The 12,294-nt window shown below is 30.1% G+C and carries 7 protein-coding genes and 10 tRNA genes; all 17 read left to right on the top strand.

Features of this window, described 5'->3' with window-relative positions; genetic code table 11:
* The 17 genes from KGF36_RS18185 (at position 1) to KGF36_RS18105 (ending at position 12,187) form a co-directional block, all read left to right on the top strand.
* Positions 1–76: transfer RNA gene (locus KGF36_RS18185), tRNA-Lys, on the top strand.
* 2 nt (positions 77–78) lie between these two features.
* A tRNA-Ser gene (locus tag KGF36_RS18180) sits at positions 79–167 on the top strand.
* Between the two features lie 3 nt (positions 168–170).
* A tRNA-Phe gene (locus KGF36_RS18175) sits at positions 171–246 on the top strand.
* A 6-nt stretch (positions 247–252) separates the two neighbouring features.
* Positions 253–326 (top strand) — tRNA-Met (locus tag KGF36_RS18170).
* A 14-nt stretch (positions 327–340) separates the two neighbouring features.
* Positions 341–417: transfer RNA gene (locus KGF36_RS18165), tRNA-Ile, on the top strand.
* 20 nt (positions 418–437) lie between these two features.
* A tRNA-His gene (locus tag KGF36_RS18160) sits at positions 438–514 on the top strand.
* An 8-nt stretch (positions 515–522) separates the two neighbouring features.
* Positions 523–598, top strand: a tRNA-Lys gene (locus KGF36_RS18155).
* 7 nt (positions 599–605) lie between these two features.
* A tRNA-Cys gene (locus tag KGF36_RS18150) sits at positions 606–679 on the top strand.
* A gap of 7 nt (positions 680–686) precedes the next feature.
* Positions 687–763, top strand: a tRNA-Arg gene (locus KGF36_RS18145).
* Between the two features lie 12 nt (positions 764–775).
* Positions 776–851: transfer RNA gene (locus KGF36_RS18140), tRNA-Val, on the top strand.
* A 74-nt stretch (positions 852–925) separates the two neighbouring features.
* A complete protein-coding gene (locus tag KGF36_RS18135; protein WP_227830198.1) occupies positions 926–1,339 on the top strand; it encodes a hypothetical protein in 414 nt (137 codons plus the stop codon).
* Between the two features lie 303 nt (positions 1,340–1,642).
* A complete protein-coding gene (locus KGF36_RS18130) occupies positions 1,643–5,074 on the top strand; it encodes a pyruvate carboxylase (RefSeq protein WP_227854921.1) in 3,432 nt (1,143 codons plus the stop codon).
* 239 nt (positions 5,075–5,313) lie between these two features.
* Entirely contained in the window at positions 5,314–7,242 is a 1,929-nt protein-coding gene (locus KGF36_RS18125; protein ID WP_227830196.1) for an elongation factor G, read from the top strand.
* Between the two features lie 504 nt (positions 7,243–7,746).
* Positions 7,747–8,211 (top strand): CtsR family transcriptional regulator, encoded by a 465-nt coding sequence (locus KGF36_RS18120; protein WP_227830195.1) that lies wholly within the window; start codon positions 7,747–7,749, stop codon positions 8,209–8,211.
* Between the two features lie 6 nt (positions 8,212–8,217).
* Complete coding sequence (locus KGF36_RS18115; RefSeq protein WP_227437113.1) at positions 8,218–8,712, top strand: UvrB/UvrC motif-containing protein; 495 nt, start codon at positions 8,218–8,220, stop codon at positions 8,710–8,712.
* 15 nt (positions 8,713–8,727) lie between these two features.
* On the top strand, positions 8,728–9,753 hold the full coding sequence (locus tag KGF36_RS18110) for a protein arginine kinase (protein WP_227830193.1): 1,026 nt from the start codon (positions 8,728–8,730) through the stop codon (positions 9,751–9,753).
* On the top strand, positions 9,740–12,187 hold the full coding sequence (locus tag KGF36_RS18105; protein WP_227842881.1) for an ATP-dependent Clp protease ATP-binding subunit: 2,448 nt from the start codon (positions 9,740–9,742) through the stop codon (positions 12,185–12,187). The genes KGF36_RS18110 and KGF36_RS18105 overlap by 14 nt, the downstream gene beginning before the upstream one ends.
* The last annotated feature ends 107 nt before the right edge of the window (positions 12,188–12,294 follow it).

Raw genomic sequence — 12,294 nt, 5'->3', positions numbered from 1 at the left:
GGTCTATTAGCTCAGTCGGTAGAGCACCTGACTTTTAATCAGGGTGTCCCGCGTTCGAGTCGCGGATAGATCACCAATGGAGAGGTGTCCGAGTGGTTTAAGGAGCTGGTCTTGAAAACCAGTGACTTCGAAAGGGGCCGTGGGTTCGAATCCCACCCTCTCCGCCAAATGCCCAGATAGCTCAGTCGGTAGAGCAGGGGACTGAAAATCCCCGTGTCGGTGGTTCGATTCCGCCTCTGGGCACCAGAATATGGCGGTATAGCTTAGTTGGCTAGAGCGTTCGGTTCATACCCGAAAGGTCATAGGTTCGACTCCTATTACCGCTACTAAAATTTAATGTGGGCCATTAGCTCAGTTGGTTAGAGCGCCCGGCTCATAACCGGTAGGTCTGGGGTTCGAGTCCCTGATGGCCCACCACATTAAATTAAAGATCTATGGTGGGTATAGCTCAGTTGGTTAGAGCGCCAGATTGTGGCTCTGGAGGTCGTGAGTTCGACTCTCATTATCCACCCCAACTAATATGGTCTATTAGCTCAGTCGGTAGAGCACCTGACTTTTAATCAGGGTGTCCCGCGTTCGAGTCGCGGATAGATCACCAAAAAGGTGGCGACATAGCCAAGTGGTAAGGCAGTGGACTGCAACTCCTTGATCCCCAGTTCGAATCTGGGTGTCGCCTCCAATAAAATGCGCTCATAGCTCAACTGGATAGAGTGTCTGACTACGAATCAGAAGGTTAGGGGTTCGAGTCCCTTTGGGCGCACCATATAAACATCGAGGGATTATAGCTCAGCTGGGAGAGCACCTGCCTTACAAGCAGGGGGTCACAGGTTCGAGCCCTGTTAATCCCACCAGTGTAAACCTCTAGTAATTTTACTAGAGGTTTTATTTTTGATTAAAAAAGATTTATATTTAGGAGGTAAAAAATTTGTATATAATTATAGGAAATGAAATAGTTGATAGTGAAGAACTTAAAATAATCATAGATAAAAATAGTAAATTCAAAGTTGAGAAGGATTTAAGTAAAAGTACAAAAAGAGAGGATGTAATAGCTTATCAATTAAGTATAAATTTGGATTACTTAGATACTATTATAAGTGAACAAGATGAGTATATGACTTTATCTGATGAGGAAAAGTTTGATGAGTATATGACTTTATCTGATGAACTTGCACTAGATTTAGAAGAACTTATGCCAAAGTACACAATAATAAATGCTAGAGCATATAAATTAGATGAGGTAGAAGGAGTAGTAAAAATAATACTAGTTATAGCATATGCAGATTTAGGTCATCTAAAACTTTCTGATGTAATAAAACGTTTGTTAAGACAGATAGATTAAGATATGAACTATATTGAGAAAAGTATGTGAAATATTACGTAAAGATGAAAATAATTATGTAAACAGAGAAAAAAATAGTATAAAATAAAATCAATTGTAGAAATTTTCACACAAGTTTGTCTGAAATTCCATAAAAAATCCCTTAATTTTAGTGAGGTAAATTGAGTTTAGACAGTCTAAAAGTTATATATATTTATAAATTTATCTTATTAATTAAGGAACTTGCTTAAACATCTTCAAAAATAAAGTATTTTAGTCTATAATCTTTAATATTACACAAACAATAAAGGAGAAGAATAGAGTATGCTTAAAAAGTTTAATAAAATACTAGTAGCTAATAGAGGCGAAATAGCTATAAGAATATTTAGAGCCTGTTCAGAATTGGGGATAAAAAGTGTTGGTATATATAGTAAAGAAGATAAATATGGATTATTTAGAACAAAAGCAGATGAATCGTATTTAATAGGGGAAGGCAAAGGTCCAATAGATGCATACCTAGATATGGATGGAATAATAGACTTAGCAAAGAGAAAAAAAGTTGACGCTATACATCCAGGATATGGTTTTCTAGCAGAAAATGCAGAATTTGCTCGTAAATGTGAAGAAAATGGAATTACTTTTATAGGCCCATCATCTAAAGTAATGAATATGATGGGGGATAAGATAAACTCTAAAAAAATTGCAAAAGAAGTTAATGTTCAAACTATACCAGGAGTGGAAAAAGCAATAAGAAGTACTGAAGAAGCAAAAGAAGTTGCAAATAAAATAGGTTATCCTGTTATGATAAAAGCATCTAATGGTGGTGGCGGTAGAGGTATGAGAATCGTACATCATGAAAAAGATTTAGAACTTGAATATGAAACTGCTTGTAGTGAATCAAGAAAAGCTTTTGGTGAAGATATTATATTCATAGAAAAATATATAGCTGATCCAAAGCATATAGAAGTTCAAATATTAGGGGATAACTATGGAAATATAGTTCATTTATACGAAAGAGATTGTTCTGTTCAAAGAAGACATCAAAAGATAATAGAATATGCACCAGCATTTTCATTAGATGAAAAAGTAAGAAAAGAAATATGTGATGATGCAGTCAAGTTATCAAGATATGTAGGATATTCTAATGCAGGGACACTAGAATTCTTAGTAGATGCAAATGGTGGTCATTATTTTATAGAAATGAATACAAGAGTACAAGTTGAGCATACTGTAACAGAAATGGTTACAGGAATAGATATAGTTCAAAGTCAAATATTAATAGCTCAAGGATACAGTTTAGATAGTGAAGAAATAAATATAAAATCACAAGATGATGTTGAAATAAGAGGATATTCTATCCAATGTAGAATAACTACAGAAGACCCTAAAAATAGATTTATGCCAGACACAGGTAAAATTCAAGTTTATAGAACTGGTTCAGGATTTGGTATAAGACTAGATGGTGGAAATGGATTTACAGGAGCAAACATAAGTCCTCACTATGATAGTTTATTGGTTAAGACAATATCTTGGGATAGAACATTCCAAGGAGCAATAAATAAAACTATAAGATCTATAAAAGAACTTAGAGTTAGAGGTGTTAAGACTAACGTAGGATTTTTAGTTAATGTCTTAAATAATCCTATATTCTCAAATGGTAAATGTAATACTAAATTTATAGATGAAAATCCAGATTTATTTGAAATAACAGAAAGTAAAGATAGAGGAACAAAATTACTTCAATTTATAGGTGATGTAATTGTAAATGATAACGCTTGTCAAGAAAAACCATTATTTGATGCGTTACATGAACCAAGAATGAATAAAGATGGTTCAAAGGCAGAAGGAAGTAAGATACTTTTTGATAAGTTAGGTAAATCTGCATATATAGAAAAAATAAAAAATGATAAAAAACTATTATTAACAGATACAACAATGAGAGATGCACATCAATCATTATTGGCAACAAGATTAAGAACATATGACTTACTAAAAGCTGCTAAACCAACAGAAAAATATCAAAAAGATTTATTCTCACTTGAAATGTGGGGTGGAGCTACTTATGATGTTGCATATAGATTCTTAAAAGAGTCACCTTGGCGTAGATTACAAAAACTAAGAGAAGAAATACCAAGTATAATGTTCCAAATGTTGCTTAGAGCATCAAATGGAGTTGGATATAAAAACTATCCAGATAATGTAATAGAAGAATTCACAAAAGAGTCTGCTAAACAAGGAATAGATGTATTTAGAATATTCGACTCATTAAACTGGGTTGAAAATATGAAACCATCTATTAATACAGCTCTAGAAACTGGAAAAATAGTTGAAGCAACTATGTGTTATACAGGTGATATATTAGATAAGACTAAAACTAAATATGACTTAGAATATTATATTAAGATGGCAAAAGAGTTAGAAAGTTTAGGAGCAGATATAATAGCAATAAAAGATATGTCAGGACTTCTTAAACCATACTCTGCTTATACATTAGTCAAAGAACTAAAGAAAAATGTAAAAGCACCAATACATTTACACACTCATGATACAAGTGGAAATGGTGTGGCAACTTGTTTGATGGCATCAGAAGCTGGTGTAGATATAATTGATGCTGCATTAGAATCTATGGCAGGGCTTACAAGTCAACCATCGCTTAATGCAATAGTAGAAGCTCTTAAAAATACAGAAAGAGATACAGGTATAGATTTATTTGGATATGATGAGTTAGGAAAATACTATAAGGATTTAAGAAAAGTTTATAACAAATTTGAAAGTGACTTAACTAACTCTTGTGCAGAAATATATAATTTTGAAATACCAGGAGGTCAATATACAAACTTAAAACCTCAAGCTGATAGTTTAGGATTAGTTAATAGATTTGATGAAGTTAAAGAAAAATATAAAGAAGCTAATGAAGTTGTAGGAGATATAATAAAAGTAACACCATCTTCAAAAGTTGTAGGAGATTTAGCTATCTTTATGACTAAAAATAAATTAGATAAAGATAATATAATAGAAGAAGGTAAGAACTTATCATTCCCAGATTCTGTTGTAGACTACTGTAAAGGTATGATTGGTCAACCAGAAGGTGGAGTACCAAAAGATTTACAAGAAGTAGTTTTAAAAGGTGAAGAAGCTATTACAGTAAGACCAGGTTCACTATTACCAGCAGAAGATTTTGATGAGATAGCAAAATATCTAAATGAAAAATATGATATAAATGCAAATATAAGAAATGTTATAAGTTATGCTTTATATCCAAAAGTTTATGAAGACTATATTAAACATTTACAACATTATAATGATATATCTAAACTTGAAAGTGATGTATTCTTCTATGGATTAAATAAAAATGAAGAATGTGAAGTAGAAATAGAAGAAGGTAAAGTATTAACAATAAGATTAGTTGAAGTTGGCGAAGTTAAAGAAGATGGATTTAGAACTATAGGTTTTGAATTAAATGGAATGGTTAGAGAAGTGGAAATAAAAGATAGAAACTTCTCTGGAAAAGTTACTAATGTTGAGAAAGCTGATATGAATGATCCACTTCAAATCGGAGCAAGTATACCAGGAAAAGTTATAAAGATAATGGTTAAAGAAGAAGATGAAGTAAAAGCAAATCAACCATTAATAGTTATAGAAGCAATGAAAATGGAAACTATAATAGTTGCTAAGACTGATGGAGTAATTAAATCAATTAAAGTAAAAGAAGATGATATGGTTGAAGATAAACAATTATTAATGATAATGAAATAATTGAATTAAAACAACTTATAAAACACTCTAAAATATTTTTATTAAATATTTAGAGTGTTTTTATTTATTTAAATTAAATATTTGTTAAAAAAAAGAGGAAAATTATATCCCTATGTAGAAATAAAGCTAGTAAGGAAAATGTTATCTAAAAATTCTAAAAATAATAAACATTTTCTAGACTATTTCTTAGGAAATAACAGCTAAGAGAAAATACATAAATTTAAAAGGTGGGTGCTTATATGAAAGTTTATGATAGTAATATGTTGAGAAATGTAGCGGTATTAGGACATAGCGGATGTGGTAAAACAAATCTAATCGAAACTATAGCTTACACAGCAAACACTAATAAGATACCTAAATTAACTGACAAGGTAAATATGACTTATAGTATGGGATTAATACCTATAGAATATAATGACTATAAGTTTAACTTATTGGATACACCAGGATATTTTGACTTTAGCGGAGACGTTGTATCATCTCTTAGAGCAAGTGATGCAGCAATAATAGTAATAGATGCAACAGCACCTATTCAAGTTGGTACAGAGAAATCATTAGAACTAACTGAGAGTATTCCTAAGATAATGTTTATAAATAAAATAGATAATGAAAAAGCAAGATATAAAGATGCAATAGCAATGTTAAGAGAAAAATACAATAATAAGATAGTTCCAATGATAAGTCCTATATACAAAGATAAAAACTTTGTCAAGTTACATAATGTATTTGAAAATATAGATGATTTAGAAGGTGAATTTAAAGAACAAGCTATGAGTGTAAAAGAAGCTTTAATGGAACTTATAGCAGAAACAGATGACCAAATATTAGATAAGTATTTTAATGGAGAAGAGTTAACTACAGAAGAAATCCAAAAAGGTATTGTTATAGGTATACAAAGAGGAGATATTATACCTGTAATATGTGGTTCAACTATAAATAACATAGGGACAAAAGAAATATTAGATACAATATCAAATTATATAGAACCTATATTTACAGAAGAGAGTAAGCCATTTAAAGGATTAGTATTTAAAACTATGGTCGACCCATTTGTAGGAAAAATGTCATATATAAAAATTACTCAAGGTACAATTTCTAAAGATAAAGAAATTTTTAATATAAACAAAAACATAAAAGAAAAAATAGCTAACATATATACATTGAGAAATAGTGAGTTAGTTGAAATAGAAAAAGCTAAGGCTGGTGATGTGGTAGTTGTAACTAAAGTTAATTCTCTAAAAACAGGAGATACTATATCTGTAGATAAAGATGCAGAAGCTTTAGATAAGATAGATTTCCCAAAACCACAAATATATTATGCTGTCAATCCTAAAAATAAGGGTGATGAAGAAAAGGTAGCTGCTGTATTAAACAAACTTGTAGAGGAAGACCCTACATTACATTGGTATAGAAATACAGAGACAAAGCAAGCTCTTTTAGGAGGACAAGGGGAACTTCACATAAAAACAATTAAAAATAAAATGAAAGATAAGTTTGGGGTAGATGTTGAATTAAATGACCTTAAAGTTCCTTATAGAGAAACTATAAAGGAAACAGCTGATGTACAAGGGAAACATAAGAAACAATCAGGTGGCCATGGTCAATATGGAGATGTAAAGATAAGATTTGAAAGATGTGAATCTGATTTTGAATTTGCAGAAGAAATATTTGGTGGTTCTGTACCAAAACAATATATACCAGCAGTAGAAAAAGGTTTAAAAGATTCTATGCAAAAAGGGGTATTGGCTGGTTTCCCTGTTACAAATATAAAGGCTACACTTTATGATGGTTCATATCATGATGTAGATTCTTCTGAAATGGCTTTTAAGATGGCAGCAAGTGCAGCCTTTAAAAAAGGTATGGAGGAAGCTCATCCAATATTATTAGAGCCTATTATGAAACTTAAGATAACTGTTCCAGAAGAATATATGGGAGATGTTATGGGAGATATAAACAAGAGAAGAGGTAAAATATTTGGTATGGAGCCAGATAATAAAGGAAAACAAATAATATTTGCAGAGGCTCCACAAGCAGAGACATTTAAATATGCAATAGATTTAAGAGCAATGACACAAGGTAGAGGATACTTTGAAATGGAATTAGAAAGATATGGAGAAGTTCCATCACAATTTGCAGAAAAAATAATTGGATTAGTTACTGCAAAGTAATAAAGAAGATATAATATTATATAATTAATATCCATCTATTATATAATATTATATAAAAATAATTTTGTAATTAAAGCTAGGTATATGCTTATTTTAAATAAGTATATATCTAGTTTTTATGTGTTTTTATAAAAAACAAGAAAAAATCAAATTAAAGTAATAAAAAATGTGAAGAATAAAAGATACTTTCTTAAACTGTTTTAATAAAAGAAAGTATCTTTTTATATTATTATTTTTAGAAATGTTTAATAATAATGATATGAAGGTATATTTACAAATACAAGGTATAGATACATTAAAAATAAATTAATAACCAAGAATTTTAAAACTTAATTATTGTAAATGTAAGAAGTAGAAGCTTATATTTAAAAAAAGATGGACACTTACATTTAAATTATTATGAAAAAAATAAATTTACACAATTTAGGGCTTTAAAAATTTAAATAATAGGTGTAAAATAGTAGTCAAAGAAAGTCAAAAATAAAAAGGTGTGTGGTGATATAAATGGCAACTATGACAGATATAATTGAAAAATTTATTAAAGATTTGATGGAAGAAGATAGTAGTATACAAATTCAAAGAAATGAACTAGCAAACTTGTTTAGTTGTGCACCATCACAAATAAATTATGTTTTAACGACAAGGTTTACCATAGATAAAGGTTATTATATAGAAAGCAAAAAAGGTGGCGGAGGATATGTTCAGATAGAAAAAATACGAAGAAGTAAAGATGGACATATTAGAGAAATATTGAATGAAAGAATAGGAAGCCAAATATCCTATAAGAAGGCAAAAGAGTTGGTAGAAAGTTTGAGAGAATCAGACTTGATTAGCGAAAGAGAATTAAAACTAATATTATATGCAATAGATGATAAGTCATTATGTATGCCAGTATATGAATTAAAAGAGAAGGTAAGGTCTAATGTTTTAAAGAATATAATAATAGGAGTATTTAGTATAGAGGAGTGATAATTTATGCTATGTCAAAAATGTAATAAGAATAAAGCATCTGTATATTACAATAAAATAGTCAATGGAGAAAAGACTGAAATGTATCTGTGTAGTGAATGTGCTAAAGAGAATACAGAGATGAATTTTAATTTAGATATGCCTTTTTCAATGATGGATATATTTTCTAACTTAGGATTTCAACCTAAAAAAGAGCTTGAAGAAAAGTTAGTTTGCCAAAAATGTAATATGACATATAGTGAATTTAAGAATAATGGAAGATTTGGATGCAGTGAATGTTACAATGCATTTAGCAGTCAAGTAAATCCAATGCTTCAAAATATACATGGCCATATAGAACATATAGGTAAGGCTCCTAAAAAATCATTTTATAAAATAAGTGTAGAAAATGAGATTAGAGAATTAAAAGAAGATTTAGATAGAGCTATAAAAAATGAAGAGTATGAATTAGCTGCTCAATTTAGAGATAAGATTAAGTATTTAAAAGGCTCTATTGACTAAGATTGGAGTGATATTATGAAAGAGAATATAGTCATGAAATCAAGAGTTAGGCTAGCTAGGAACTTGAACAATTATCCTTTTCCAAATAGATTAGATAAAGAGTGTGCTATGGAAATAATAGAAAAGGTAAAAAATGCATTTATGAATTCTAGTTTAGAACATAAAGAAGAGTTTGATTTCTATAAGATTGAAGATTTAGACCAATCTAAAAAGATGCTTATGGTTGAAGAGCATATGATAAGTCCAGACTTAGCAGAAAATGATAAAAGCGCTGTTATAGTAAAAAAAGATAAAACTGTAAGTATAATGATAAATGAAGAAGACCATATAAGAATACAAACTATATGTGATGATTTAAATTTAGAAAATGCTTATAACATAGCAAATGAGATAGATGATTTATTAGAATCAAATTTAGAATATGCATTTAGTACAAAGTTGGGTTATCTAACATCTTGCCCAACTAACACAGGAACTGGAATGAGAGCTTCTGTGATGATGCACTTGCCTGCATTAAGTCAATTAGGTTATATGGATGAACTTTATAAGATTTCATCACAAATAGGTATAGCAATAAGAGGTATATATGGAGAGCGAACAGAAGCATTGGGAAATATATACCAAATATCTAATCAGCTTACACTTGGAAGAACAGAGTCTAATATTATAGAGAATGTAAGTGGCCTTACAAAGGATGCAATTTCAAAAGAAGTGAAAGCCAGAGAAATATTACAAAAAAAATTGGGTATAAAATTAGAAGATAAAATATTTAGGTCAATAGGAACACTTGAAAATTCAAGGGTAATGAGTAGTTCAGAGGCAATGAGCCATCTATCAAATATAAAAATGGGAATAGAAATGAACTATATAAAAAAATTAGATTTAAAAGCTATAGAACAACTTATGATAGGTATACAACCAGCACATCAGTCAATAATGTATAAGAGTGATGATGTTGAGAATAGAGATATAAATAGAGCAACATACATTAGAGAAACTTTGGAAAAATTAAGAGGAGGGATAAATTATGAACTTCAATAGATTTACACAAAGAGCTAAAAAAGCAATTGATTTAGCGTTTGAGTCTGCTAAAAACTTAGGACATAATATTGTTGGAAGCGAGCATATACTTTTAGGTCTTTTAAAAGAAGAAGAAGGAATAGCTGCCAAAGTTCTAAGTAAGGTTGGATTTACAGAGGCTTATTTAGAAGGCAAAATAATTGATATGGAAGGTAAGGGTGAAGGAATCCCAGAGGATATAGTATTAAGCCCAAGAAGTAAACAAATATTGGAACTATCAGGAATGTTTGCAAATAAATTAAAAACAAATTATATAGGAACTGAGCATATATTATTAGCTATTATTCAAGAAGGTGAAGGAATAGCCAATAAAGTTTTGAACTATGCAGGTGTAAATGACAGAACTCTAGCCCAATTAACAATTGATATGATGGGTATAAGTGATAATAATCAATATAAATCAGAAAATAGTTACACGGGCAACCAAAATCAAACAGAGTCTAAGATTCTCGATAAATATGGAAGAAATCTTACACTATATGCAAAACAAAATAAAATAGACCCTGTTATAGGAAGAGAAAAAGAAATACAAAGAGTTATACAAATATTAAGTAGAAGAACTAAAAACAATCCTGTGCTAATAGGAGACCCAGGAGTAGGTAAAACAGCTATAGCTGAAGGTCTAGCAACAAACATAGCATTAGGTAATGTTCCAGAAACACTAAAAAGTAAAACGCTGTATTCTTTAGAGATGGGTTCTTTATTAGCTGGTGCTAAGTACAGAGGAGAATTTGAAGAAAGAATTAAAGAAGTTGTAGATGAAGTTGTTAAAAACGGAAATATAATTTTATTTATAGACGAGATGCATACCATAATAGGAGCTGGGTCTACAGGAGAAGGCTCTATAGATGCGTCAAATATATTAAAACCTGCGTTAGCTAGAGGCGAAATACAAGTTATAGGTGCAACAACAATAGATGAGTATAGAAAGCATGTTGAAAAAGACTCTGCACTAGAAAGAAGATTCCAACCAGTTATGGTGGATGAACCAAGTAAAGAAGATTCAATAAAAATATTAGAAGGATTGAGAGATAAATATGAAGCTCATCACAAAGTCAAAATAACTGATGATGCTATAAAAACAGCTGTAGAATTATCAACTAGATATATATCAGATAGATATCTACCAGATAAAGCGATAGATTTGATTGATGAAGCAGCATCAAAAGTTAGGCTAAAGGAAAATACTCCTCCAGCCGAAATAAAAAAATTAGAATTAGAAATAGAAAATATAGATAAAGAAAAAGAAGAGGCAGTAAGATGCCAAGATTTCGAGAAAGCAGCAAAAATAAGAGATGAGCAAGGTATACTTAAAAAACAATTAGAAGATGTTAGAGAAAGATGGAATAAATCATCTAAACATTCTGATTTAGTTGATGGAGAAGTCATTGCTGAAGTAGTAGGTTTATGGACAGGAATACCTGTTAATAAAATTCTTGAGGAAGAAGCTGATAGACTTTTAAAACTTGAAGAAATCTTACACAATAGAGTTATAGGTCAAGAACAAGCAGTAAAATCTATTTCCAAGGCAATAAGAAGGTCAAGAGCGGGTCTTAAGGATCCTAATAGACCAATTGGTTCATTTTTATTTTTAGGGCCTACAGGAGTAGGAAAAACAGAATTATCTAAGGCATTAGCAGAAGTGCAATTTGGAGATGAAAATCAAATAATAAGAATTGATATGTCTGAATATATGGAAAAACATGCTGTATCAAGAATGATAGGTTCACCTCCTGGTTATATAGGTCATGATGAAGGAGGTCAATTAACTGAAAAAGTAAGAAGAAACCCATATTCAGTTATTTTATTTGATGAGATAGAAAAAGCTCATCCAGATGTGTTTAATATTCTATTACAAATTCTAGATGATGGTAGATTAACAGATTCAAAAGGAAGAACTGTTGACTTTAAGAATACTATTGTTATAATGACATCAAATGTTGGTGCATCTACAATTGGTAGACAAAAAACTTTAGGGTTTAGTATAGCTAAAGGAGACGAAGAAGAAAAGTCTCAATATGAAAAAATGAAAGAAAACATAATGGGTGAATTAAAGCAAAGATTTAGACCAGAGTTTTTAAATAGAATAGATGATATAATAGTTTTCCATTCATTAAATGCAGAACACATATCTAAAATAGTAATTTTAATGGTAGACAAATTACAAGAAAGACTAAAAGATATGGATATAAAACTAGAAATGAGTGATGAAGCTATAAATTTAATTTCTAAATCTGGGTTTGATTTGGAATATGGAGCAAGACCTCTTAAAAGAGCCTTACAAAAAGAACTAGAAGATGAGTTATCTGAAGCGATTTTAAAAGGTGATGTAAAAAAAGGAAGTAATATAATAGCAAAAGTTAAAGATGAAAAAATAGTTTTTGAAACTAAATAATTCAATAGAGTTGCATTTTAAAATCTTATAGATATAAGTTTTATAGTTTAAAGAAAATTTTAAGGGCAATGAATCTATAATAATTCATTGTCCTTAATTATTTTATT

This window comes from Clostridioides sp. ZZV14-6009 (assembly GCF_020658095.1).
Taxonomy (GTDB): Bacteria; Bacillota; Clostridia; order Peptostreptococcales; family Peptostreptococcaceae; genus Clostridioides.
The sequence above is the reverse complement of the archived record's forward strand: the minus strand, read 5'-3'. Positions and strand labels throughout refer to the sequence as shown.